The 24,792-nt window shown below is 60.5% G+C and carries 24 protein-coding genes and 2 pseudogenes; 18 read left to right on the forward strand and 8 right to left on the reverse strand.

All coding sequences use genetic code 11. From position 1 onward, the window contains the following. The first annotated feature begins 2 nt into the window (after window positions 1-2). The 4 genes from eutB to doeB are packed head-to-tail and all read left to right on the forward strand — an operon-like array spanning window position 3 to window position 4,222. Window positions 3-1,004, forward strand: a complete 1,002-nt coding sequence (eutB, locus tag N2600_RS24430) for a hydroxyectoine utilization dehydratase EutB (protein ID WP_260299144.1) — start codon at window positions 3-5, stop codon at window positions 1,002-1,004. Next, entirely contained in the window at window positions 1,001-1,993 is a 993-nt protein-coding gene (gene eutC, locus N2600_RS24435; RefSeq protein ID WP_017967330.1) for an ectoine utilization protein EutC, read from the forward strand. Before eutB ends, eutC begins: the two co-directional genes overlap by 4 nt. 32 nt (window positions 1,994-2,025) lie before the next feature. Then, a complete protein-coding gene (gene doeA, locus N2600_RS24440; protein ID WP_017967329.1) occupies window positions 2,026-3,207 on the forward strand; it encodes an ectoine hydrolase DoeA in 1,182 nt (393 codons plus the stop codon). Window positions 3,208-3,214: 7 nt separating this feature from the next. Continuing rightward, window positions 3,215-4,222: a N(2)-acetyl-L-2,4-diaminobutanoate deacetylase DoeB gene (doeB, locus tag N2600_RS24445; RefSeq protein ID WP_017967328.1), complete on the forward strand. Its 1,008-nt coding sequence runs from the start codon at window positions 3,215-3,217 to the stop codon at window positions 4,220-4,222. A 158-nt stretch (window positions 4,223-4,380) separates the two neighbouring features. Here doeB and N2600_RS24450 read toward each other — a convergent pair whose 3' ends face one another. Beyond that, window positions 4,381-6,198 carry a methyl-accepting chemotaxis protein gene (locus tag N2600_RS24450; protein ID WP_222385381.1) on the reverse strand — a complete coding sequence of 606 codons (1,818 nt, stop codon included), beginning with the start codon at window positions 6,196-6,198 and terminating at the stop codon, window positions 4,381-4,383. Between the two features lie 202 nt (window positions 6,199-6,400). On the opposite strand from N2600_RS24450, the gene N2600_RS24455 reads away from it, so the two are divergent. From N2600_RS24455 to N2600_RS24520, 14 genes and pseudogenes are all read left to right on the forward strand, one after another. Next, window positions 6,401-6,649 carry a type II toxin-antitoxin system VapB family antitoxin gene (locus N2600_RS24455; RefSeq protein WP_170279719.1) on the forward strand — a complete coding sequence of 83 codons (249 nt, stop codon included), beginning with the start codon at window positions 6,401-6,403 and terminating at the stop codon, window positions 6,647-6,649. Between the two features lie 310 nt (window positions 6,650-6,959). Further along, window positions 6,960-7,605 (forward strand): annotated as a pseudogene (locus tag N2600_RS24460) (TetR/AcrR family transcriptional regulator). Window positions 7,606-7,641: 36 nt separating this feature from the next. Continuing rightward, window positions 7,642-7,839, forward strand: a pseudogene (locus N2600_RS24465) (DUF1217 domain-containing protein); the annotation flags it as partial. A 446-nt stretch (window positions 7,840-8,285) separates the two neighbouring features. Further along, entirely contained in the window at window positions 8,286-9,125 is an 840-nt protein-coding gene (locus N2600_RS24470) for a transporter substrate-binding domain-containing protein (protein WP_017967324.1), read from the forward strand. A 116-nt stretch (window positions 9,126-9,241) separates the two neighbouring features. Then, window positions 9,242-9,904, forward strand: a complete 663-nt coding sequence (locus N2600_RS24475; RefSeq protein WP_017967323.1) for an amino acid ABC transporter permease — start codon at window positions 9,242-9,244, stop codon at window positions 9,902-9,904. Between the two features lie 5 nt (window positions 9,905-9,909). Then, window positions 9,910-10,569 carry an amino acid ABC transporter permease gene (locus N2600_RS24480; protein WP_017967322.1) on the forward strand — a complete coding sequence of 220 codons (660 nt, stop codon included), beginning with the start codon at window positions 9,910-9,912 and terminating at the stop codon, window positions 10,567-10,569. A gap of 11 nt (window positions 10,570-10,580) precedes the next feature. Then, window positions 10,581-11,351: an amino acid ABC transporter ATP-binding protein gene (locus N2600_RS24485; RefSeq protein ID WP_017967321.1), complete on the forward strand. Its 771-nt coding sequence runs from the start codon at window positions 10,581-10,583 to the stop codon at window positions 11,349-11,351. Between the two features lie 154 nt (window positions 11,352-11,505). Next, on the forward strand, window positions 11,506-11,760 hold the full coding sequence (locus tag N2600_RS24490; RefSeq protein WP_017967320.1) for a FitA-like ribbon-helix-helix domain-containing protein: 255 nt from the start codon (window positions 11,506-11,508) through the stop codon (window positions 11,758-11,760). Then, window positions 11,757-12,182: a type II toxin-antitoxin system VapC family toxin gene (locus N2600_RS24495; RefSeq protein ID WP_260299145.1), complete on the forward strand. Its 426-nt coding sequence runs from the start codon at window positions 11,757-11,759 to the stop codon at window positions 12,180-12,182. Before N2600_RS24490 ends, N2600_RS24495 begins: the two co-directional genes overlap by 4 nt. Before the next feature lie 193 nt (window positions 12,183-12,375). After that, window positions 12,376-13,128, forward strand: a complete 753-nt coding sequence (locus N2600_RS24500) for a GntR family transcriptional regulator (RefSeq protein ID WP_170259716.1) — start codon at window positions 12,376-12,378, stop codon at window positions 13,126-13,128. Next, window positions 13,122-13,907 carry a transporter substrate-binding domain-containing protein gene (locus N2600_RS24505; protein WP_170259717.1) on the forward strand — a complete coding sequence of 262 codons (786 nt, stop codon included), beginning with the start codon at window positions 13,122-13,124 and terminating at the stop codon, window positions 13,905-13,907. The genes N2600_RS24500 and N2600_RS24505 overlap by 7 nt, the downstream gene beginning before the upstream one ends. Window positions 13,908-13,988: 81 nt before the next feature. Continuing rightward, complete coding sequence (locus tag N2600_RS24510; protein WP_260299146.1) at window positions 13,989-14,660, forward strand: amino acid ABC transporter permease; 672 nt, start codon at window positions 13,989-13,991, stop codon at window positions 14,658-14,660. Beyond that, window positions 14,657-15,316 carry an amino acid ABC transporter permease gene (locus tag N2600_RS24515; RefSeq protein WP_260299147.1) on the forward strand — a complete coding sequence of 220 codons (660 nt, stop codon included), beginning with the start codon at window positions 14,657-14,659 and terminating at the stop codon, window positions 15,314-15,316. The genes N2600_RS24510 and N2600_RS24515 overlap by 4 nt, the downstream gene beginning before the upstream one ends. Then, window positions 15,294-16,019 (forward strand): amino acid ABC transporter ATP-binding protein, encoded by a 726-nt coding sequence (locus tag N2600_RS24520; RefSeq protein WP_130746160.1) that lies wholly within the window; start codon window positions 15,294-15,296, stop codon window positions 16,017-16,019. Before N2600_RS24515 ends, N2600_RS24520 begins: the two co-directional genes overlap by 23 nt. Window positions 16,020-16,474: 455 nt before the next feature. Here the strand turns inward: N2600_RS24520 and N2600_RS24525 are convergent, their stop codons facing one another. The 7 genes from N2600_RS24525 to N2600_RS24555 all read right to left on the reverse strand — a co-directional run bounded on the left by N2600_RS24525 (window position 16,475) and on the right by N2600_RS24555 (window position 24,791). Beyond that, entirely contained in the window at window positions 16,475-17,848 is a 1,374-nt protein-coding gene (locus N2600_RS24525) for an ISNCY family transposase (protein ID WP_260298713.1), read from the reverse strand. Between the two features lie 220 nt (window positions 17,849-18,068). Beyond that, window positions 18,069-19,538: an NAD-dependent succinate-semialdehyde dehydrogenase gene (locus tag N2600_RS24530; RefSeq protein WP_260299148.1), complete on the reverse strand. Its 1,470-nt coding sequence runs from the start codon at window positions 19,536-19,538 to the stop codon at window positions 18,069-18,071. After that, window positions 19,535-20,308, reverse strand: coding sequence for a sulfite exporter TauE/SafE family protein (locus tag N2600_RS24535; protein WP_260299149.1), 774 nt, complete (start codon window positions 20,306-20,308; stop codon window positions 19,535-19,537). Before N2600_RS24535 ends, N2600_RS24530 begins: the two co-directional genes overlap by 4 nt. Window positions 20,309-20,310: 2 nt before the next feature. Beyond that, the gene (locus N2600_RS24540; protein ID WP_260299150.1) at window positions 20,311-22,302 is read right to left on the reverse strand and encodes an alpha-glucosidase; all 1,992 of its coding nucleotides are present in this window, start codon (window positions 22,300-22,302) and stop codon (window positions 20,311-20,313) included. A gap of 25 nt (window positions 22,303-22,327) precedes the next feature. Beyond that, window positions 22,328-23,092: an SDR family NAD(P)-dependent oxidoreductase gene (locus N2600_RS24545; protein ID WP_260299151.1), complete on the reverse strand. Its 765-nt coding sequence runs from the start codon at window positions 23,090-23,092 to the stop codon at window positions 22,328-22,330. Between the two features lie 3 nt (window positions 23,093-23,095). Further along, complete coding sequence (locus tag N2600_RS24550) at window positions 23,096-23,980, reverse strand: SMP-30/gluconolactonase/LRE family protein (protein ID WP_222385958.1); 885 nt, start codon at window positions 23,978-23,980, stop codon at window positions 23,096-23,098. 10 nt (window positions 23,981-23,990) lie between these two features. Continuing rightward, entirely contained in the window at window positions 23,991-24,791 is an 801-nt protein-coding gene (locus N2600_RS24555) for an HpcH/HpaI aldolase family protein (RefSeq protein WP_260299152.1), read from the reverse strand. Window position 24,792 lies beyond the last annotated feature (1 nt).

Raw genomic sequence — 24,792 nt, forward strand, 5'->3', positions numbered from 1 at the left:
TCATGGTGAACACCTTGCCCGTTTCGCTGGAGGATATCCGTGCGGCGACGCGCCGGATCGCCGGCCGCGTGCTCTGTACACCGATGGTGCAGTCCGCTTCCCTTGGCGAATTGGCAGGCGTTCCTGTCCATCTCAAGCTTGAGCATCACCAGACGACCGGCAGTTTCAAGCTGCGCGGCGCGACCAATGCGGTGCTCTCCTTGTCGCCGGCAGAGCGCTCGCGCGGCGTCGTCGCGGCCTCGACCGGAAATCACGGCCGGGCGCTTGCCTATGCGGCAAAGACGGAAGGTGCTGTTGCGACCATCTGCATGTCGCGGCTGGTGCCGGAGAACAAGGTTTCGGAAATCCGCCGCCTCGGGGCCGATGTCCGCATCGTCGGATTATCGCAGGACGAGGCGCAGCAGGAGGTCGACCGGCTGGTTCGCGAGGAGGGGCTGGTGATGGTCCCGCCCTTCGACCATCCTGATATCGTGGCCGGGCAGGGAACACTGGGGCTCGAAATCATCGGCGCCTTGCCGGAGGCGGCAATCGTGCTGGTGCCGCTCTCGGGCGGCGGCCTTGCGGCGGGCGTTGCCGCTGCGGTCAAAGGCATCAATCCGAAGACCAAGGTGATCGGCCTGACGATGGAGAAGGGCGCTGCAATGAAGGCAAGCCTCGATGCCGGACGGCCGGTGCAGGTCGAGGAAGTGCCGAGCCTTGCCGACTCGCTCGGCGGCGGCATAGGTCTCGACAATCGCGTGACCTTTGCTATGTGCCGCGAACTTCTCGACGAGGTCATCCTGCTGACGGAAGCGGAAATCGCCGCCGGCATGCGCCACGCCTATGCCTGCGAGCGCCAGATCGTCGAAGGCGCGGGCGCGGTCGGCATTGCAGCGCTTCTTGCCGGGAAAATTGTGGCAAACGGTCCCATCGTCGCGATCCTGTCCGGGGCGAATGTCGACATGGAACAGCACCGGCGGGTGATCAACGGGACACAGCCGCTCTACCGCGAGGAGGGACCATGAGCCGGATGATCATTCTGACGGAAGCGGAACTGAGGAAAGTCATCGGGCTTGATCGCGATGCGGCCGCCTGCATCGAGGAGGCTTTCGCAGCGCTTGCAACCAAGGCTGTCGCCATGCCGCCGATCCTGCGGCTCGACATTCCGGAATATCGCGGCGAAGTCGATGTGAAGACGGCCTATGTGCCCGGCATCGAGGGCTTCGCAATCAAGATCAGCCCCGGCTTCTTCGACAACCCCAAGATCGGCCTGCCGAGCACCAACGGCATGATGGTGCTGCTGTCGAGCCGGACCGGACTGGTGCAGGCGCTGCTCTTGGACAACGGCTATCTCACCGACGTGCGCACCGCAGCAGCGGGCGCCGTCGCGGCAAAACATCTGTCGCGGGAAAATGCATCCGTGGCCGCGATCTTCGGCGCAGGCATGCAGGCGCGGCTGCAGCTCGAAGCACTGACGCTGGTCCGGCCGATCCGGGAAGCGAGGATATGGGCGCGCGATGCTGCCAAGGCGCAAAGCGTGGCAGCGGAATTGGCCGGAAAGCTCGGCTTTCCCGTCACCGCGACACCGAACGCCAGAGGTGCAATGACCGGCGCCGATCTCATCGTCACCACCACGCCGTCGGAAATACCGATCATCGAGGCCGGGTGGCTGGAACCAGGACAGCATCTGACGGCCATGGGCTCAGATGCGGAGCACAAGAACGAGATCGATCCGGCCGCCATTGCGGGTGCCGACCTCTACGTCGCCGACAGCTTGAAGCAGACGCGGCGTCTCGGCGAGTTGCATCACGCCATCGATGCCGGCCTGGTCGCAGGCGATGCGGTTTTTGCCGAGCTCGGCCAGATCGTCGCCGGCCGGACGCCGGGGCGGACGCGCAACGACCAGATCACCATCGCGGACCTCACCGGAACCGGGATCCAGGACACCGCCATCGCCACACTCGCCTTTGCCCGCGCCGGCGCGGCGAAGGCCGGGACCGCATTCGAAAGCTGACCGGCGCGGCGCCGGAAAAGAAGGGAAGAGACATGACAAAGCCCAATCTCAAATTCTCGCTCGGCGAATATGCCGCGCGGCTGGAAAAGACACGGCGTGCCATGGAGGCGAAGGGCGTAGACCTGCTTGTTGTCAGCGACCCGTCGAACATGGCCTGGCTGACCGGCTATGACGGCTGGTCCTTCTATGTGCATCAGGCGGTGATCGTGCCGCCGCAGGGCGAGCCGATCTGGTTCGGCCGCGGCCAGGACGCCAATGGCGCCAAGTTCACCGCCTATCTGAAACACGACAACATCGTCGGTTATCCCGATCACTATGTGCAGTCGACCGAGCGCCACCCGATGGACTATCTCTCGGGCATCCTGACCGAACGCGGTTTCGGCAAGCTGACGATCGGCGTCGAGATGGACAATTACTGGTTTTCGGCGGCGGCTTTTGCGGCGCTGCAGAAGCACCTGCCGAACGCCCGCTTCGTTGACGCGACCGCTCTCGTCAACTGGCAGCGCGCGGTCAAGAGCGAGATCGAAATCAGGTACATGCGCAATGCCGCCCGCATCGTCGAGGCGATGCACGCCCGCATCTTCGACAAGATCGAGGTCGGCATGCGCAAGTGCGATCTGGTTGCGGAAATCTATGATGCCGGCACCCGCGGCGTCGACGGCATCGGCGGCGATTATCCGGCGATCGTGCCGCTGCTGCCGTCCGGCGTCGAAGCATCCGCGCCCCACCTGACCTGGGACGATCGGCCGATGAAGAAAGGCGAGGGCACCTTCTTCGAGATCGCCGGCTGCTACAACCGCTATCACCTGCCGCTGTCGCGCACTGTCTTCCTCGGCAAGCCGACGCAGGCCTTTCTCGATGCCGAAAAGGCGACTTTGGAGGGCATGGAGGCCGGCCTTGCGGTCGCCAGACCCGGCAATACCTGCGAGGATATCGCCAACGCCTTCTTCGCCGTGCTGAAGAAATACGGGATCGTCAAGGACAACCGCACCGGTTACCCGATCGGCCTTTCCTATCCGCCGGACTGGGGCGAGCGCACCATGAGCCTGCGGCCGGGCGACCGGACGGAACTGAAGCCCGGCATGACCTTCCATTTCATGACCGGTCTCTGGCTCGACGACATGGGTTTCGAGACGACCGAGAGCATCCTCATCACCGACAGCGGCGTCGAGTGCTTCGCCAACGTGCCGCGCAGACTGATGGTCAAGGATTGAGGCTGTCATGACAGAGATTGGCTTGCGGCCGTCGCCGATCAGCGCGACGGTCAATTTCGCCGCCGAGGGTATCCAGCACGGATTCCTGCGCCTGCCTTACAGCCGCGACGACTCCGCCTGGGGATCGGTGATGGTGCCGATAACGGTCATCCGAAACGGCAAGGGGCCAACGGCCCTGCTGACCGGCGGCAATCACGGCGACGAGTATGAAGGACCGATCGCGCTCTTCGATCTTGCCAACTCGCTGAAGGCCGAAGAGGTGAGGGGCACTGTCATCATCGTGCCGGCCATGAATTATCCGGCTTTCCTGGCGGGGACCAGGACCTCGCCGATCGACAGGGGCAACATGAACCGCAGCTTCCCGGGCCGGCCCGACGGTACGGTGACGGAGAAGATCGCCGACTATTTCAGCCGTGTGCTGCTGCCGATGGCGGATCTCGTCCTCGATTTTCATTCCGGTGGCAAGACGCTCGATTTTCTGCCGTTCTGCGCGGCCCACATCCTGCCGAACAAGCAACAGGAGGAAAAAGCTTTCGAATTCGTGAGGGCGTTTGCGGCACCCTATTCGATGCAGATGCTGGAGATCGATGCGGTCGGCATGTACGACACCGCGGCCGAGGAGATGGGCAAGATCTTCATCACCACGGAACTCGGCGGCGGCGGCACCGCCACGGCCAAAAGTGCGGCGATTGCCAAGCGCGGCACCATGAACGTGCTGCGCCACGCCGGGATCGTCGCGGGCATCGTCGATCCTGGTCCGACGACCTGGCTCGATATGCCGGACGGTCGCTGCTTCTCCTTCGCAGAGGAGGGCGGGCTGATCGAACCTGTCATCGATCTCGGTGAAGCCGTCACTGACGATGCGGTCATCGCTCGCATCTATCCGACCGGGCGGACCGGGGTGGTGCCCCGCGAGATCCGCGCCGCCATGAGCGGCATTCTCTGTGCCCGGCACTTCCCGGGGCTGGTCAAATCAGGCGATTGCGTTGCCGTCGTGGCGGTTGTTGACGATTAGAACAGGATGATTTTAGGCCAGGTCGGCCTGAAATCTGAATCCTGTTCCAAATTAAATGGTTAGAGCATGATGTCCTCCGAATAATCGCGCACACTTTTCGGCATCATGCTCTAGGCGATCGGACAGGTCGAGGCAGGACGAGCTTCGACGGTCAGGCGTCAAGCCGCTTTCTGCGGTCTTGACCCGCTGGCGGCCGCGTCGATCTGAAAGCGGTTTACCACCCCTTCCAGCGTCTGCGTCTGGCTGCCAAGTGCCCGGCAGGCCGTGGCGGTTTCGACGGCCATGGCGGCGTTGCGTTGCGTCACCTGATCGAGCGCGTTGACGGAGGCGTTGATCTCGCCGATCGCCACCGCCTGCTCGGAGGACACCGAAACGATACGGGCGATCAGGCCGGCGACCTGCTCGACCTGTCCTTCGATTTCCAGGAGCGCCTTGCCGGTGCGGTTGACGAGGTCCACACCGGTGGAGACCTGGGCGGAGGAGGTGGAGATCAGAGCTCTGATCTCCTTGGCGGCGTTGGCCGAGCGCATGGCAAGTTCACGTACTTCCTGGGCAACGACCGCAAAACCCTTGCCTGCTTCGCCGGCGCGCGCTGCTTCAACCCCGGCATTGAGCGCGAGAAGATTGGTCTGGAAGGCGATTTCATCGATGACATTGACGATGGCGCCAATCTGGGAGGACGAGCCTTCGATCCTTTCCATTGCGGCGATGGCTTCGCGAACGACGGCTGCCGAATGTTCGGCGCTGGTGCGGGTCTCGGCCATCATGCCGGTGGCTCTGCCGGCATGGTCGGAGGCGTCTTTGGCTTTGATATTCATTTCATCGAGTGCGGCTGTGGCCTCTTCGAGCATAGCGGCCTGCTGTTCCGTGCGCGACGCAAGGCTGTCGGCTGCATCGGTGATGCCGGCCGAGGAACTGCCCACTTGCTTGGAGGTCTGGGCAATCTCCGCCATCGAAGCGCAAAGCGCGTCCATACTGTCGTTGAACTTCGCACGCAAGGTCTCGTAGGCTGCAGCGAAGGGTGTGTTGATCCGGCAATTAAGATTGCCGGTCGACAGCTGTTCAAGGCCGTATGTCAGCCGATCGATCACCGTTTCGCGGATCTGCTCCTCGACGGCTCTTTCGGCCAGTTGGCCGCGTTCGCGCTCAAATTCTGCATCGCGAAGAGCGGTCTCCCGCTTCTGTGCGTCCTGCCGCTCGAGCGCGTTGCGGCGGAATACCGCGACGGCCCTGGACATGGCGCCGATTTCGTCGGAACGGTTGGCATAGGGGACTTCGGTCGAAAAATCACCTTCAGCAAGGTTGCCCATATAGGCCTTCATGCCGTCGAGCGGCACAATTGCGCGGCGACTCAGTAGATAGAGCCCCACCAGCAACAGCCCGAACGAACCGAAGCCTGCGGCACCCGCATAGATCGTCCAGGTGACGATCTCCGAGGCGGCATTACGCTCCTCGCCCTTCAGGAAGGCGTCGGAATTGGCCACGAGTTTCTCGACCGCGTCCTGATGCGAATGAAAGGCGACGCGCAGCTGCTCGATCGCCCCGTGCGCCTTGTCTTCATCCCTGGCATTGAGGGCCGGGATGATCTCACGGTTCATCACCCCCCAGAATGCATCGCCCTTGGTGATGACATCGTTTTCAAGCTCGTCCTTCAAAGCCTGCGGCAGCCGAGTAGTTTTCCAATAGGCGCGGCGGTCATCGTAAGCGGTTTTCAGATTTGCGATCTTGGCAAGATTGGTGTCGGTGAGTTCGGGAAATTTGCTCGCCTCGAAGGAGAGCATATAGGATTCGACCACAAACAGCGGCGGCGGCAGAATATCGGCAATCAAATCCTTGCCGTAGACAACCTGCTCGTAAACCGGCCCGTTGACTTTCAGCCGTTCAAGGGCCGACTGCTGCAATCCGATCGACATGAAAAGGCCTGCCGAAACGGCGACACCGAACGCAACCAGACTGCGGGCAATGGTGAATGCCAAGGACTGTCTCCCACATGATGTGGCTTCTCTGCTTGAGATGCCTGATCCCTCGTGAAGTACTATGTCGATAGAACACTGAAATATGGTTAATTCTTTTTGACATCGGAACAAAATCAGGACCGGGACTACTTGTAGTACCCAGCCATCATCTGCAATCTTGATGTTAGCGACTGCTGCTACATGCAGATGAAAGGAGACCGACATGGCCGAACCTCAACTTTCCGTGCGCAGTGCGAAGGCACGCGATCTTGCACATCGGCTTGCTCGGCGCGAAAATCGATCAATAGCTGACATCGTTGAGCGGGCCCTCGAATCGTATGAAATACGGGAGACCGGCCGCGAGGCGGCCACGACCTTTTATGCTCAGCTTTCGCAACAAAGTGGCACGGATATCGACCTTGAGTCAGTCCTCAAAGAGGACAGACAGGCACACAAGGGCATCGAACTTTGATTTTCTCGTTTCAGCAAAAACAGGCTTGCGGTTGATTTTGTTGCCGAAACTGCGTTAGAGGATGGGATACCCTGGGATGCTGCGGCCGAACTCTTGCTATAGGAATAGGAATAGGAAAAGATAGAGGTTGCGGCGGAAATGGCGGTCACAGGCGCTCCATCGGTAGACGGTGAGAGATGCAACGCATTGCAGAGCTGATGAGTTCTCTAAATTGAAATTGCCAATGCCACAGCTGAAGAATCGCCTCTCAGAAGTCCTTGTCTCCTTTCTGCGGCCTTCGGCTTGTGCCTCGATGGGGGTCTAGGCCATAATGGATGTTGTCGAGCCCGCAGATGAGCCGCGCAAGCGCGGCCGGCCGAAAGTCTCCAGTGACGATGACAAGCGGGCGCATATCGTTGAAATTGCCCGCCGCGTTTTTGTAAAATACGGTTATGCTGGCAGCACGACCGCAGTCGTCGCTACCGAGGCGAGTGTTTCAAAACAGACGCTTTACAAGCTGTTTCAGAGCAAGGAAGAGCTGTTTGCCGCGGTGGTCGGAGCACATCGGCGCCTGATGCTCGACCTTCCGCGGCCTGCTGAAAGATCTCTCGATTGCCGAGAGCCTCGAACGCATCTTCATGATCGATATGGATGACGACAAGGATGCGGATCGTGCCGGTTTCCTGCAGCTCGTCTTTCGCGAAGCGGGGCAGTTTCCCGAACTTATCGACATACTGCAGCGTGAAGGCATGCTTGCCAGCCGGCAGCATCTGGCAGACTGGCTGAGGGACCGCAGGGTGGAAGGCAAGTTGTCGCTTGATGATCCGGACAGCGGGGCCCGGATGCTGATGGATATGATCTTTGGCGCCATGGGTCCGCCGGAAGGACGAGCAAAGGCTTGGCCTAATCGGGCAACACTGCTTGCCCATCTCCAGCGCTGCATTGCAGTCTTTGCCGCAGGCGTCGGCGCCGCGTGACCCCGAAAGACGGCGATCCCTCGGCTTTTGACGTCGATGAGCGATTACAAGCTCTAATCTTATGCCATGCAGGCCTGCGGGCGTGAAGACATGGCTATGCCAAGGCCTTCATGAAGAAGGTGCTGGAGAGTGCGCTTCGCCCACAGCTTGAGCGACACCCGCTATGCAGAGTTGGCTGCCGCCTTCAAATTCGCCGGCGAGACGAAGACGGCGCGATCGGACGTGCAGCGGGAAGTTCATTAGAATCCATGAAGTCTACAAGCCTCCCCCAGCGCATACCTAGATTTCTCTTACCGAAATGCGCTGTATTTTCGTTTTCACACATTCCCTGCAAATCCACCGCGCATTTTTGCTGAAAATGCTCTGGACGAAGCGGGAAGCTTCCGGTTGGCGAAAGTTGGCCGTTGGCTTGAGGTTGGCAGTTTCCCGAGATCCTAATTCGCCGCCTGCGCCAACGCCTCGCTTGCATATTCCATTTACCAAGGCTAGCGCAGCCGGGCGGTCCGGAAGTGGGATGAAAATGCTGCGCTGCCGAAAAAATCGCCACGCGCGCCACTGCGCGTTTTTTCGGCATACCCCATTGACAATTCATCCTTGATGGCACTTGATAACGTTATTCCAGTAAAACAGACATGCGTCCATTATACTGGAATATAGGAACAATCCATAAGGGGAACGCCATGACCATTTCCTTTCGCACCGGCGTGATGTCGTTGGTCGCCGCCGCTCTGTTGTCCACGCCTGTGCTGGCCGAAGGCAGCAAGCTCGATGAAGTGTTGGCCCGCGGCCATCTCGTCCTCGGCACGGGCAGCACCAATGCGCCTTGGCACTTCAAGAGCGCCGACGACAAGCTTCAGGGATTCGACGTCGACATGGGCCATATCATCGCCAAGGCGCTCTTCGGCGACCCTGAGAAGATCGAATATGTGAACCAGTCCTCCGATGCCCGCATCCCGAACATTACCACCGACAAAGTCGACATCACCTGCCAGTTCATGACCGTTACCGGCGAGCGCGCCCAGCAGGTTGCCTTCACCATTCCCTATTATCGCGAGGGTGTCGGCCTGATGCTCAAGGCGGACGGAAAATATGCCGACTACGCCGCCCTGAAGGCGGCCGGTTCCTCCGTCACCATCTCGGTTCTCCAGAACGTCTATGCCGAGGCGATGGTGCATGCGGCGCTGCCGGAGGCGACCGTCGACCAGTACGATTCCGTCGACCTGATCTATCAGGCGCTAGAATCGGGACGCGCCGATGCTGTCGCCACGGACCAGTCGTCGCTCGCCTGGTACATGACGCAGAATCCCGGCCGTTACAAAGACGCCGGCTATGGCTGGAATCCGCAGACTTACGCCTGCGCCGTCAAGCGCGGCGATCAGGATTGGCTGAACTTCGTCAACACCGCTCTGCACGAGGCCATGACCGGCGTTGAGTTCGACTTCTACGCCAAGTCCTTCAAAACCTGGTTCGGCAAAGATCTGACGCCGCCGCAGATCGGCTTCCCGGTCGAGTTCAAGTAACAGCCATGTGGAGCGGGACATGTTTCCCGCTCCACATTTAAAGAGTGAGAGCATGATGCCGTCCGGAAACCGCTCACAGTTTTCGGTATCATGCTCTGGTCTGAAAGGCGGCCCGCATGGGTTACACGTTGAATTTCGCTGCCGTCTGGCGCAATTTCGATTTTCTTTTGAGCGGGCTCGCGCTCAGCCTCGGCCTGGCGGTGATCTCGATCCTGATCGGGGCGGCGATCGGCCTTGCCGTCGCCTTCGCGCTGACGTCCAAAAGCCGCTTTGCGATCGTGCCGGCGCGGGTCTATGTCACTGTCATTCGCAACCTGCCAATTCTCGTTCTGGTGCTTTTTGCCTTTTTCGCGTTGCCGCAGATGGGCTTGCGGCTCGACAAGATAAAAAGCTTCGTCCTGGTTCTATCCCTTTACTCCGGCGCCTATCTGGCCGAGGTGTTCCGCGCCGGGCTGCTGTCAATTCCGAGAGGGCTGACGGAAGCGGGTCTTGCCATCGGCCTGACGGGGATGCAGATCCGCAGTTCCATCATCGCTCCGCTGATGCTGCGCAACGTGCTGCCGTCGCTGTCTTCGACGATCATTTCGCTCTTCAAGGACACCTCGCTCGCCGCCGCCATCGCGGTGCCGGAACTGACCTTCGCGGCTCGCAAGATCAATGTCGAGAGCTTCCGCGTTATAGAAACCTGGATGGTCACATCAGCCCTCTATGTCGCGACCTGTTTCCTCATCGCCGCCGTGATGCGCTTCGTCGAGCGCCGCCTGGCCCTGCCGAGATAGACCTGATGTCCCACACTTTTCTCGAACAACTCTGGATCGCCCGATACGTCATCATGAACGGCATCGGCGTGACCGTGTCGATCTCTCTGCTCGCCATCCTCGCGGGTTCCATACTCGGCGTTTTCGTCGGCCTGGCGCTCGTCTATGGCGGCGCTGTTTTGCGTCTGGCCGTGCGCGCCTACACCGATATCATCCGCGGCACGCCGGTGCTCGTGCTGGTGCTGGCGAGCTACTACGTCTCCGCCGCCGTCGGCCTTAATCTCGGGCCGTTCTCGGCCGGCGTGCTTGCCCTTGCCATCTTCTGCTCTTCCCATGTCGGCGAAATCGTGCGCGGAGCACTTCAGGCGATCCCGAAGGGGCAGACCGAAGCCGCCAAGGCGATCGGCCTGACCTTTACCCAGACCTTCACCTCGGTGCTGTGGCCACAGGCCATGCGCCAGTGCCTGCCGGCCTGGGTGAATACGGCGGCCGAGATGGTCAAAGCCTCGACGCTGCTCTCCGTTATCGGCGTCGCGGAGCTTCTCCTGCGCACGCAAGAAATCATCTCCCGCAATTTCATGAGCCTCCAGTTCTATTTCTTGGCCGGCGGTCTCTACTTCATCGTCAACTACGGCATTGAGCACTTCGGCAAATATGTCGAGCGCAAGACCGCCCTGCCGTCCTGAGGAGACATCCAATGGCCAAGACCATTCTCGACATCCAGGGTCTGCGCAAGACTTACGGCATTCACGAAGTCCTCAAGGGCGTCGATTGCGCCGTGCAGGAAGGCGAAGTCATTTCCATCATCGGCTCGTCCGGTTCCGGGAAGACCACCTTGCTGCGCTGCATCAACATGCTTGAGGAATTCCAGGGCGGCACGATCAGCCTTGACGGCGAGGAGATCGGCTATCGCGTCGAAGGGACAGCGCGGCGCCGCAAGAGCGAGAAAGAGATTGCACGCCAACGCGCGTTGACCGGCATGGCGTTTCAGCAGTTCAATCTTTTTCCGCATATGAGTGCCGCTGAAAACGTCATGCTCGGCCTCGTCAAGGTGAAGAAGATGACCAAGCCGGACGCCCGCGCCATTGCGGAAAAATGGCTCGATCGTGTCGGCCTTTCCGCCCGCTCGAACCATTATCCAGGACAGCTTTCCGGCGGCCAGCAGCAGCGCGTCGCGATTGCCCGCGCCATCGCCATGTCGCCGAGGCTGATGCTGTTCGACGAAGTGACCTCTGCGCTCGACCCGGAACTGGTGGGCGAAGTGCTCCAGGTCATCAAGGGGCTTGCGGCCGACGGCATGACCATGCTGCTGGTTACGCACGAGATGCGATTTGCCTACGACGTTTCGTCACGAGTCATCTTCATGAACCAAGGCGTCATCTGCGAAGAGGGCGATCCGAAGGACATGTTCGTGCATCCGAAGACCGAGCGGCTGGCGGAATTCCTCAAAACCTCGAGTTTCAATTAGGCGAAAAAAGAAATCCATGACGATCACAAGTTACGGTGGGCGCAGCTCCCCTAACCACTGTTTGGCTTACGATCGCATGGCAAGCGCACATTGAATGTGATGGCAAATCCATTATATTGCTAGCATCGCTATCATGTTCCACAAGGTTGCCATCATGCCCGCAGTCACAATCAGAAACCTGTCCGAGGCGACGCACCGTGCTCTCAAGGTGCGTGCGGCTCATCACGGGCGCAGCGCCGAAGCGGAAATGCGCGAAATCCTCGAGGCTGCCGTCCGTCCGGAAACGCGGCTGCATCTTGGCAGCGCGCTCGCCGAACGGAGTCGTCGCCTCGGGTTGACAAATGAGGACCTTGCCGTTCTGGACCAAGCTCGCGACGCATTGCCTGCAAAGCCGTTGAGCTTTGAATGATTATCCTTGATACGAACGTCGTTTCCGAGGCGATGAAACCCGCGCCCGACGAAACCGTGAAATCCTGGCTCGATGAGCAGGCAGCCGAAACCCTCTTCCTTTCTAGCGTCACGATCGCCGAGCTGATGTTTGGAATCGGCGCCCTCCCGGCTGGCAAACGCAAGGAAAGGCTCTCCGACGCGTTGGACGGTCTGATGGAACTCTTCGAACGCCGTATTTTGGCTTTCGACATTACAGCGGCACGGCGCTATGCCGATCTCGCGGTCAAGGCCCGAGCTGCTGGCAGAGGATTTCCCACTCCGGACGGCTATATCGCCGCTATCGCGGCATCGAAAGGGTTCGCCGTAGCCACGCGCGATACAAGTGCTTTCGACGCTGCAGGTGTTGAAGTGATCAATCCCTGGGCGGCTTCGACCGCATAAGGTCGTTCGGCCAGTAAGAACAAGCCGCCACGAGTGGTTCGACGCTGGTCTGCGTTTGCAAGGCGTTGCAGGCACGCGCTCAATTTACGCTCAGTCTGCATTCGCAGCGTGCAAATTCCAAGGGGAGGGATCCGAGACATCTTGGAAATCCTGAACGCAGTATTTTGGCACGCGCTTTGCTTTCCTGTCTTGTATGCAAGATAGCCACACATCTGAGAGCACGCAGAAGACCATTGAGGAGACGATCGTCTCCGGGATTCTTTCAGCCAAAATTCGGCCTGGGACGCGTCTTGGTGAAAACCAGTTGGCAACGCTCTTCAGCGTGTCTCGAACCCGCGTTCGTGAAGCCATGATGCGCCTGGAAACACGCGGCATCGTCCATGTCAGTCCAAGACGAGGCTGGTTTGTTGTCGAGCCGTCCGCAGAAGAGGCGATCGCGGTCTATGAGGCACGGCGCGTCATCGAGGCCGGATTGCTGCGCAGCATGCGCGCTCTGACAGACGAGGGGCGCAAAGCTCTCGACCTGCATTTGAACGAGGAGAAAAGCGCAATGGCTGCGGGCGATCGACAGCGCCTGACCTATTTGATGGGTGATTTCCACATCCGCATCGCCGAATCGAGTGGGAACGCCATCATCGTCGATATCCTCCGCGATCTCACCGCGAGGACGATCCTCATCTCGATGCTCTATCAGTCTGAATTTCATGCAGCACAGTCTCATGACGGGCACTGCCGCATCTTCGAGGCCATGCAAGCGGGCGATTTCGTCAGGGCTGCGGAGCTCTCTGTCGAACATCTGGACGAAGTGGAAATGGGGCTCGACCTCACCACACGCCCGGACCCGCTCTCGGAACTGCGCAGTTCCCTGTCACTTCCTCCCAAGACCGTGCCCCAACCCCCGGACCCAAAAAACCACAACTTCAAAGGAGCAATTAAAACATGCTGACAAGACGAGTCTTCTTCGCCATCGCGACCCTGGCTGCAACCTTCGGTTTCAGCTCCGCGTCTTACGCCGATGCTCTCGCCGACATCACGGCGCGCGGCACTCTGCGTGTCGCCGTCCCGCAGGATTTCCCGCCCTTTGGCAGCGTCGGTACCGATATGGCGCCGATGGGTTACGATATCGATGTGGCCAATCTCATTGCCGAAAAACTGGGCGTCAAGACCGAACTCGTGCCGGTCACCAGCGCCAACCGCGTTCCTTATCTGCAGACGAATAAGGTCGATCTGGTCATATCAAGCCTCGGCAAGAATGCGGATCGCGAAAAGGTGATCGATTTCACCACGGCCTATGCCCCCTTCTTCAATGGCGTGTTCGCGCCCGCCGATCTTTCGATCGCCAAGGTGGAAGATCTCGCGGGAAAGAGCATCGGCGTTACGCGCGGCGCTGTCGAAGATCTCGAGTTGACGAAGATCGCGCCGGCCGACGCGACGATCAAGCGCTACGAGGACAACAACGGCACCATCTCGGCCTTCCTCTCCGGCCAGGTCGACACCATCGCGACCGGCAACGTTGTGGCTGCTGCGATCCTCGCCAAAAATCCCCCGAAGCGGCCTGAGATGAAGTTCCTCATCAAGAACTCGCCCTGCTATATCGGTCTCAACAAGGAACAGGCAGCTCTTCTGGAGAAGGTGAACGGCATTATCGCTGCGGCCAAAACCGATGGCGCGCTGGACGCCATATCACAGAAGTGGCTTGGCGCCGGTCTCCCGTCGGATCTCTAAGGGACTCGGTTTCACGGACGTCATCCCGCGCCTGCGCGCGGGATGACGTGACGATCCGTCACCGCAAGAGGGGACAATTCCTTGAGTTACCATTTCGAATTCGGCTGGCTGCTTGAATATTATCCTGAGATCGTCAAGGGCATACTGATCACCCTGGAGCTTATCGCTATCGGCGGAGTGCTCGGCATTTTGCTCGGCATCTTCTGTGCCTGGGTGCGTGCACTCGGCCCGGCCTGGCTGAAGCCTGTCATTGCGACTTATGTCGAGCTGATCCGCAACACGCCGTTCCTGATCCAGCTCTTTTTCATCTTTTTCGGTCTGCCGTCGCTCGGTCTCAAGCTTTCCGAACTGACGGCCGCTAACCTCGCGATGGTCGTCAACCTCGGCGCCTATAGCTGCGAGATTACCCGCGCCGGCATCCAGGCAACTCCGAAGGGTCAGTTCGAGGCGGGCGAGAGCCTTGCCATGACGCGCTTCGAAACCTTCCGGCATGTCGTTCTCGTGCCGTCGCTGCAACGCATCTGGCCGGCGCTGTCGTCGCAAGTCGTCATCGTCATGCTCGGCTCATCGGTGGTGTCGCAGATCGCCGCAGAGGATCTGACCTTTGCTGCGAACTTCATACAATCGCGAACCTTCCGCGCCTTCGAGGCCTACATCGTCTCGACATCAATCTATCTCGTGCTGGCGATCCTGCTCCGGCAGGTGCTGGCGGTAGTCGGCGGGTTCATTTTCCCAAGGAGAGCGGCGCGATGATCGAGTTCACACTCTGGGACATCCTGCGCAACCTGCTGCTCGCCACCCGCTGGACGATCCTGCTTTCGCTCGTCTCCTTCATCGGCGGCGGCGCGGTCGGACTGGGGTTGCTCTTCTTGCGCATCAGCAAGCGCAAGTCATTCAGGACGGTCGCAAAATACTATATCGAGCTCTTCCAAGGCACACCGCTGCTGATGCAGCTCTTCATTGCGTTTTTCGGTCTCGGCCTCTTCGGGATAGATGTGCCGGCCTGGCTAGCTGCGGGATTGGCGCTCACCCTATGGAGCGCCGCCTTCCTCGCCGAAATATGGCGAGGCTGCGTCGAAGCGGTCGCGCGGGGTCAATGGGAAGCCTCCGCCAGCCTCGGCATGGGCCGGTTGCAGCAGATGCGCTATGTCATCCTTCCGCAGGCGCTGAGGGTCGCGATACCACCCACGGTCGGCTTCTCCGTTCAAATCGTCAAGGGTACGGCGCTGACCTCGATCATCGGTTTCGTTGAATTGTCGAAAGCCGGCACGGTGGTCACCAATGCCACCTTCCAGCCCTTCACCGTCTACGGGCTCGTCGCCCTCATCTACTTCGCCCTTTGCTGGCCTTTGTCGAAAAGCAGCCAGATCCTGGAAAGGAAGCTCAATGTCGCTCATCGAAATCACTGAAGTCCGCAAGAGCTTCGGCACCACCGAGGTGCTGAAAGGCATCAATCTCGACGTGGAGGCTGGTGAAGTCATCGCTATTATCGGCAAGAGCGGTTCAGGCAAATCGACCCTGCTTCGCTGCATCAACGGCCTGGAGACCATCACCGATGGCTCCATCTCCGTAGCCGGCGCGCAGCTCCTTGATGACGAAGTGCATCTGAAGGCACTGCGCCTCAAGGTCGGCATGATCTTTCAGCAGTTCAACCTCTTCCCGCACCTGACCGTCGGCGGTAACGTCATGCTGTCGCAGACCGTGGTCAAAAAGACCCCGAAAGCCGAAGCCGAGGCCACCGCCCGGAAGATGCTGGAGCGGGTAGGGCTGGGCCACAGGTTCGACGCCTATCCCGACGAGCTCTCGGGCGGACAGCAGCAGCGCGTCGCCATCGCCCGCGCGCTGGCCATGCAGCCGACAGCACTTCTCTGCGACGAGATCACCTCGGCGCTCGATCCGGAACTGGTCGCCGAAGTTCTCGCCGTCGTGCGCGAGCTTGCGGCCGAGGGAATGACGCTCCTGATGGTAACCCACGAGATGAAGTTCGCCCGCGATGTCTGCAGCCGCGTCGTCTTCATGCACCAGGGCCGCGTTCACGAAATAGGCCTGCCGGAGGAAGTCTTCGCCAATCCTCAGACTGCGGAGCTGAAGCAGTTTCTCGGCGTCAACTAGAATATCCGTGCGTTTTCCATCTGGACAACGCTCAGGCGTTCGTCACGGATCTTCTGGATGACTTCGAGGCGATGCAACTCTTTCTGCGACATGGTGATCATAAAGGACATGACGGCTCCGACCGCTCATGGTCTCGACCAGGCTGAAGATCGTCATCCTTGCTCCCGACGTTGGCTTTGACCAGTGCGTCGAGAGGCGAGACTGTCGCATCTCTAACTGGCCCAACTGTCGCATTACTAAATAGCCGCTACATACATGTGGCGGCAGGATTGAAATGTCCGCCGTTGCGCAAAGTTAAAATGTCACTTTGGGCGCGGTGTCAGCCATTTAGAAATGCGACAGCCGAGCGCCGCCGACCAGCCCCCGACCGGACCGGCTGGACCGGGTTGCAAGGGAAGGGAGGGGGCGGGTGAGATGCTCCCTTGGGCTTTAGCTTTGACAATTGGAGCAGCCAGTCATTCCGCCGCATCGAGGTCAGAGAGCGCTTGTCGCCGTCGGGCAATGACGGCGGGATCGTTCATGAAATCCTTCCGGCGTCCGGGCCCACGAGCACGCGGCACATAGCCGTTCTTCTCGCTGTTGGTCTTCACCTTCGGCGTTGGCAACTGATCCTGCCGCTCCTTGATGTAGGCCAGCACATCGCCGAGCCGCTTGTTCTCGGTGATCGCCGCATGCGTCACCCGCTGGTCCTTGTCGAACGTCCTGTAGGGCAGGGAATGCCCCTTCCACCGGACATCCAAGCGACCATCCGCATAGGCATAGGTCTCGACATAGCGACCAGCCAAACCACGCGTCACCTCGGTCTCCTCCAGCATGATCCGCTTGCGTTCAAACGAAAACGTCAACTGCGCCCCGACATAACGCTGCTCACGCTTGCACAGAATGTCCTTCAGCCGGTCCGACGCAAGATTCATCGGCCGATGCAGATTATCGGGCCGGGTAGGGACAATCGCAAATCGCGCATTGTAGCGCTCGATGAAACCGGACAGGAAAGCGTTGCCGTCGTCCATGCCGGAAATCCCCGCCAGCCGCAGTTCTTTGACCAGCCGATCCTGCAGCGTCCGGTTCATCCGCTCGACGCGACCTTTCGCCTGGCTCGAATTTGCGCAAAGAATCTCGATGTTTAGCTCACAAAGCGCCCGCCCGAACTGGGTCATGCCCTGGCCGCCCTTGGCATCCTTCTTCGCCACCCGGAACACCGAATGCTTGTCGGAATAGAAGGCGATTGGGGCGCCGTGATGCTTCAGATAAAACGCCAGCGCCTCAAAGTAGCTGAAGGCGCTTTCCGAGCGCACAAAGCGCAACTGCATCAGCTTGCCCGTCGCATCGTCGACGAACACCAGCAGCGAGCATGGGTCGCCGCGATCCTCGAACCAGCGATGTTCGGACCCGTCGATCTGCACGAGTTCGCCATAAGCCTCGCGGCGCAGCCGCGGCTGATGAAACGTCCGGCGCTGCTTGCGCGACAGCCAAAGCCCAGCCTCCGTCATCCATTGCCGCAGCGTCTCACGCGACACCGTCAGCCCATCGAGCTCGGCAAGCTTCTCGGCGGCCAGCGTCGGACCGAAGTCGGCATAGCATTCGCGAACCAACGTCACGGCGTAATCGCGAACCCCGTCACTGATCCGATTGTTCGACGGCCGGCCGATCGCTTTGTGCCGGATCGACGCCGCACCACCCGTGTTGATCCGCTCCAGCAGACGACGCACCTGGCGCGTACTCAGATCAAGCACATGTGACGCCGACACCATCGTCATCCGGCCGGCGATCACTTTCGATAGAATCTCGATCCGCTGCAGATCACGCTCGCTCATCGTAATCAGTCCCATCCGCAATCTCCCAGGTCATCAAACCCGGGGAGAGTGACATTCCAACTTTGCAGAAACAGGACGCTTCAACTTTGCGGCTACATACATGTGTGGCATAACGTAGTTTATGGAACTGACCCTATCCTTCTGTGTGCCGGTGTCCGGTTTCATCAAGCCCTTATTTCAGGGCGACTGCCGACCAACGCGACAATCGGGTCATTGGCCCCCTTGGTGGCGACAATTACATTCCCCCCAGTGCCACATATTTCAGTTCAAGAAAGCCCTCTATGCCGTACTTCGATCCTTCGCGCCCGGTACCGGACTGTTTGATGCCGCCGAAGGGCGCCATTTCGTTGGCGATCATGCCGGTATTGACGCCGACCATCCCTGCTTCAAGCGCCTCCGCGACACGCCAAATGCGAGCCATATCCTTGGCATAGAAATAGGAGGCGAGACCGAATTCACTATCATTGGCCATGGCGATGACGTCGTTCTCGTCCTTGAACGAAATGATCGGTGCCAGCGGCGCAAAGGTTTCCTCCTTGGCCACCTTCATCGTCTGCGTCACGCCGATCACGACTGTCGGCTCGAAGAAAGTGCCGCCAAGTACGCTGCGCTTGCCCCCAGTGAGAACTGTCCCGCCATTGGCCATCGCATCGGCGACATGCTCTTCCATCTTCGCAACGGCCTTCTCATCGATCAGCGGCCCTTGGCTGACGCCGGCGTCTGTACCGCGACCGAGCGAAAGACCCGAAACCTTGGCAAGCAGCCTTTCGGTGAAGTCTGCAGCAACACTCTCCTGCACATAGATACGGTTGGCGCAAACGCAGGTCTGGCCGGCATTGCGGAATTTGGAGATCATCGCGCCATCGACGGCGGCATCGAGATCGGCATCATCGAAGACGATGAAGGGCGCGTTGCCGCCCAATTCCAGCGAGAGGCGCTTGATGCCGCCGGCAGCCTCCTTCATCAGCCAGCGCCCGACGCCGGTGGAACCGGTGAAGGTGATCTTGGCGATCCTCGGATTGTGGCAGAACTCCAGACCGATCGGCTTCGCCTCGCCGGTCACGACCGAAAACACGCCCTTCGGCACGCCGGCGCGCTCGGCAAGCACGGCGAGCGCCAGCGCCGACAGCGGCGTCTGCGAAGCCGGTTTCAGGATCATGCTGCAGCCGGCGGCAAGGGCCGGGCCTGCCTTGCGGGTGATCATGCCGTTCGGGAAATTCCACGGCGTGATTGCCGCGCAGACACCAACAGGTTGCTTCAGTACCATGATGCGCTGGCCGGCATTGGGGCCGGGAATGATATCGCCATCGATGCGCTTTGCCTCTTCCGCAAACCATTCGAGATAGGCCGCGTTGGAGACGACCTCGCCCCTCGCCTCCGCCAGCGGCTTGCCCTGCTCGGTCGTCAGGATCAGCGCCAGATCGTCGGCATTTTCGACGATGAGTTCGTACCAGCGCTTGAGCACCTGCGCCCGCTCCTTGGCCGTGCGCCTTGCCCAGAGCTTCTGCGCTTCTGCCGCGGCATCGATCGCCTTCGCGACAACCGCCTGGCCGAGATCCGGTACATTCGCAATCAGCGCACCGTCGAAGGGATCGGTCACCGCAAATGACTTGCCGTCGGGTGCGGCGATCCACGCGCCGGCGACGAAAGCCTTGTCCGTGAGTAGGGTGGGGTCCTTGAGGGCAAGCGTGCGGCGCTCGGTCATGATGCGGGATCTCCTATGATTTTCAAAAGAGCGGGAACGGTCAGCGATAGGCCGGACAAGAGAAGCAGGCCGAAAGCCATGCGGCGGATCGATAGGGCGGACAAGGGTGGCGGCCACCGCTTGGCGACAAAGGTCATGATCATCACGACCGGGATGCAGAGCAGACCCCACCAGAAGCTGCTATGCGGGAGGTCGCCGGCAGCCGCGACCATGGCCAGCCGGATTACGGCATTGACGGCAAACGCTGCCACCAGAGTTTCGCGGATGCTGACTGCCGGCAGCGGCTGCCGGTAGAGGTGATAGACGAGCGGCGGGCCGGCGGTGGAAAACAGGCCACCCATCAGACCCGCAACCGCACCGAAAAACGCGAAGGAAGCGCGCGATGACCGCGCGGCCAGCGGCTGCGGCTTCAGCGCAAGCTGCAGGCTCGAGGCAATGATGACGATCCCGAGCACAAGCTTCAGCCAGTGGATGGACGCCGAAACCATCTCGCCCAGCAGCCAGTATCCGGCAGCAAGCGCTGAAATGCTGGAAATGACAACCGGCCAGAACTCGGCCCAGGCGATATCGCGCCAGCCGCGCGCCAGAACCTGGGCTGCGTTGACGAGCACCATACAGCTCACGAGCACGGCGGCCTCCGGCAGCGGCATCAGCCCGGAAAGGCCGATGCCACCCATCATGATCAGCCCGAAGGCGAAACCGGTCAGGGTTTGCATGTAGGCGGCAAGGCCCGCCAACACCAGAAGTCCCGCAAGACCCGCAGCGCTCACTGTCACAGACCTCGAAGACCGGCAAACAGCGCTTCATCGGCGCAACCGGCTCGGTAGAAGACGGGCGGCTGTCCGAGCGGCGCGGCAATCCGAACCTTTTCGCCGCCGGCGAATGTTTCGCCCGTCCAGGCGTGAACCCAAAGCGCGTCCTGCGGCAGATAGACCACACGATCCGCCTGCGCTGCCTGCCAGATCGGCGCGACCAGCATGTCGGCGCCGTAGAGATAACTGTCCTGGATTGCATAGGTCTCACGATCGTCCTGGTGATGCAGGAACAACGGCCGCTGTACCGGCAGACCTCGCGCAACCGCCTCATTGGACAGCGATTTGAGATAGGGAGCAAGATGCCTGTAGATCCGCGTCATCCGGGCGAAATGCGACAGCACCTGCGGATCCTGATCAATCTGCACGTTTTCGCGCGGGCGATTTCCCTCATGGCTGCGCATGACGGGCGTGAATGCCGCCATTTCGGCCCAGCGCATCAAAAGCTCGGGCGTGCGGACATTGCCGAAGAGGCTGGTATAGCCTCCGATGTCGGAGTGGTGATAGGCATTGCCGAGGAGGCCGGAAGACAGGGCAGCACAGATGACTGTGACCAGCCCGTCATGCCGGGAGAAATCGACCGACTGATCGCCGCCCCACAGCAGAGGACAATGTTTCTGGACGCCGGTGAAGCCGGCGCGCATGAAAAACAGCGCCTCGCCGGTCTGACCGCGACTGGCAACCGCCTTCGCATTGACTTCCGCCCAAAGCGTCGGCCACTGGTTGTGCATCAGCTTGGCATCGATGCCGTTTGCAAGGTGCACGTCGATCGGCAGGTATTCGCCGAAATCGGCCATCCATCCCGAAAGCCCATAGTCCAGCATCTTCTTGCCAATGATGTCCTCGGCAAACCATTCGGCCGCGGCCGGATTTGTGAAATCGACGACGCCGCAGTCGAATTCGCCAAAATCGACCAACGCGGTTTTTCCGCTTTCATCCGTAGCGAAGTAGCCCTCCGCTTCCGCGATTTCAAACAAGGGGCCATCGACGCAGAGATAGGGGTTTACGTAACCCAGGAACCTGATGCCATCACCGTTCAGCTCGGTAATCCTCTGGCGTAGACCGGGATAACGATCCTCGTTGGCCTGCCAGTCCCAGAAGAGGCGCGCGCCGAAGGAGGTCTGGCGCAGCCCCACCCAGTCCTCGCACCATAGAGCGGAAACCTCGACTCCGGCATCGCGCATCGACTGAAGCCGCGAAAAGGAATTTTCGCCATCCTTCAGCCCGATGATCGCGCCGTTGTATACCCAGTCGGGAAGCGGCGGCTGTCGGCCGAAGCGATCCGACAGCACCTCGACCAGTTCGACAAAGGTCGGCGCGGCGAAAAGCTCGATCCGCGCTGGAATCGCCCAGACCTCGATCTCGTGAAAAGTCTTGCGGCGGAAATCGAAAACAGAATAGGCCGTCGTTTCGACATGCAGCGCGTAGCGCGCCGAGGAAACATAGGTCGGTTGTGGGTAGTTCGTGTTGAAATAATCGCCGCCCGCCCGATCCTTGACGTTCGACTTGAAGGTGATCTCGCTGGTCCGGTCGCGGCCGACGCCCGGCTCAGAGGTCCAAAGGGGAAAGCGCCGGCCGCGCATGTCGAGATAGGACATCTGCTCTCCGCCACCCCAGACATGTTCGTCGTGATCGGCAGGGACACGCATCCATAGCCGGTTCAGCGACGTATCGAGCGCCTCAAAGCCGATGGTACCTCCATCGATGTTCAGGACAAGGCGTGCCGGCCTGCCCGGTCCGTCCGACAGAAAAACCCGATTGTGTTCGATCTCCGTATGCGCAAAGGCACGACGCTCGATGACATAGTCCTCGATTTCGAAATTGCCGCGATACATATCCATGCGCTCTTCGCCATGACCGGCAAAGATCGCGGGCGCGGCTGCGCTGTGCTCAAGAATCGTCCGGCCCCCGAAAGTGAGAATGAAGCCGGTTTCTGTCTGTTCGAGTTTCATGAAACTTTCTTTCGAATCTGCATGTTCAGTTCTGCGTCAGCCCGGCATCGACGACGAAGTTCGCGCCGGTACAGCCGCCGCTTTCGTCAGAGGCAAGGAACAATCCCATGCGCGCCACATGGCTTGCATCGAGGCGGAACTTCAACGCCTGCAAGTCGATGAACTGCTGGTTCTGTTCCGGCGATGTCCAGAGTTGCAATTGCCGTTCTGTGACGATCGCGCCGGGGACGATGCAGTTGACCCGGATGCCGGAGGGGCCGAGTTCGCGGGCAAGCGTCTTGGTCATGCCGTTGATGGCGGCCTTCGCCGTGGTATAGCCGACCATGCCGGGACGGCCGCGCATCCAGGAGACTGACCCCAGCATGATGATCGACCCGCTCCCCTTTTCGGCCATGCGCGCGCTGACGGCCTGGGTTGCGAAAAACTGGTGGTCGAGATTGAGCGACAAGGCTCTCCGCCAGGACTCCGGTTCGAGATCGCCCATCATGTGACGATCGTCCTTGCCGGCGTTGTTGACCAGAACATCGATGCCGCCGCGCGCCTGCTCGACCTCGGCAATGGCCCTACGCAGCGCTGGAATGTCCGTGACGTCGCAAGCGGCGAACGTCGCCCCGATCGAAGCAGCTAGTTTTGCCCCCTCTTCGGCATCGATATCGATGAACGCAACATTCGCGCCCTGCGCGGCAAAAGCCTTGACCATCTCTGCCCCGATACCCGAGGCGCCGCCGGTGACAAGCACGGTGCGCCCTTCAAGGGAGGTGTAGCGAACGCTGTCATAGTTGGATGGCATTGGTCAGGCTTCCGGGTTGAAAAGCGGTTTTGGCAAACCGGCCATATCGGTGCGCATTGCAAACAGTGCGCCGGACAGGGGAAAGGCGGCGATCTCGGCTGCAGAACGGCCAATGCTGGCGCTTGTGCAGTAGAGAGTTCGCATGTCGGAGCCGCCGAAGGTAACCATTGTCGGGCACTTCGCCGGCACTGAGTATTCCGCGAGGAGAATTCCATCAGCACTGTAGCGTTGTACGCGCCCGCCCTCGAACAATGCGGTCCAGTAGCATCCATCGACGTCGACGGCGCCACCGTCCGGGCGGCCCTTGTCCGTGTCGCTTCCGAACCGGGCAAAAGCCCGCCGGTTGGACGCCGTACCTGTCTCCGGCGCATAGTCGTAAGTATAGAGGGCGTAGCGCAGCGTGTCCGCATGATAGAGCCTCTGCCCGTCCGGTGAGAACGCGACGCCGTTCGACGTCAAAAGACCATCGGCCAGTTGGGCGAGACCGTTCCGGTCGAAGCGGTAAAGACCGGCAATGCCTTTTTCGCGGGTCTCATCCACCGTTCCGGCCACGAAGCGTCCTTTCGGATCGACCATGCCGTCATTAAAGCGGCTGCTCGCCTGATTCTCGGGATTGTCTGCGAGTTTGCGCAGAAGTGTCCCGTCGGTGCCGACCAGCCACAGGCCAGAGCGCAGTCCGGCAATGAAACCGCCAGCGGCGGCGAGGCCGATGCAGCCGACTTCTTCGGGAAGTTCGATCGTCTTCAAGCCACCGGACTCCGGATCGAACCGATGTATCCAGCAGCGCTTGATATCGACGAAATAGAGCACCTGCTCGGCAACCGACCACAACGGGCATTCGCCGAGAGACGCCTTGAGGTCGAGAACAAGTTCGAAACCCGTTTGCACGCCGAAATCCTCAGTAGGCGGCGGCAGGTGCCGTGGGGGCCGCCTGCCCCTTCAACACGCCAAGCCAATCATTGGCGCGACCGGTCATCATGGCGATGTCGGATGCTATCGCCGCAAAATCGTAACCATAGACCAGGAACTGCTTTACCATATCGGGATTAGGACCAACGATGCCGACCGGCTTGCCGGCCGAATGTGCGTCCTTTGCCGCCTTTTCGATCAGCGCCTGCACCTCCGGATGGGAGATATTGCCGATGTGGCCCATCGCAGCCGACAGATCGCCAGGCCCGACGAACAGGGCATCGACGCCGTCGACCGCAGCGATCTCCGGCAGGCGCTCGATCGCCTCCGGCGTTTCGAGTTGGACGATGGTGCAGACCTCACCGTTCGCCCGCTTCAGATAGTCAGGGATCGTGCCGAATTTAGAGCCGCGATGAACGGCAGCGACACCACGAATGCCCTGCGGTGGATAGCGCGTGTAGGATGCAGCCGCGCGCGCCTCCTCGGCCGTTTGGACGAAGGGCAGCATGACGGTGCGCGCGCCGGCATCGAGCACGCGCTTGACCAGCACCTGATCGTTCCACGCAAGGCGCACCACGGCCTCGGCCGGCGTGCAGCCGATGGCGCGCAGGATGCCCGCGACATCGGAGACTTCGACCGGCACATGCTCCATGTCGACCACAAGGAAATCGAAGCCGGCATAGCCGAGGGCCTCGGCCGTGGCGGGTGCCGCTGCCATCAGCCAGGTGCCGAGCGGGGCTGCCCGGTCCTTTTCGGCAAGCCATGCCTTGAAATGGTTGGTCAGGCTCATG

The sequence above is a fragment of the Rhizobium sp. WSM1274 genome (assembly GCF_025200775.1).
Taxonomy (GTDB): domain Bacteria; phylum Pseudomonadota; class Alphaproteobacteria; order Rhizobiales; family Rhizobiaceae; genus Rhizobium; species Rhizobium leguminosarum_I.